Source organism: Planomonospora algeriensis (assembly GCF_977012225.1).
Window position 1 is genome coordinate 1 of the sequence record NZ_CDRNDK010001174.1, and the last position, 244, is coordinate 244.

At 73.8% G+C, this 244-nt stretch carries 1 pseudogene; it reads left to right on the forward strand.

The annotated features are described in order from the left end of the window. Positions 1-244: pseudogene (locus ACWJ6R_RS38305) on the forward strand (RNA-guided endonuclease TnpB family protein); the annotation flags it as partial.

Here is a 244-nt window from a genome sequence, read left to right on the forward strand (position 1 = left end):
TGGCCCAAGGACGGCGACGGCTGCCGGTGGGACTCCCAACCGCAGCACCCGACCACCACGTTCGTGCGGCTGCAAGGCGTCGGGCACGTCCGCGTCCACCGGCACCGCCCGGTCAAGGGGCGGGTGAAGACGATCAGCGTCAAGCGGGAGGGCTCCCGCTGGTACGTGATCCTGTCGTGCGACGACGTCCCCGCCCGGCCCCTGCCCGCCACCGGAGCCGCCGCCGGGATCGACCTGGGCATCG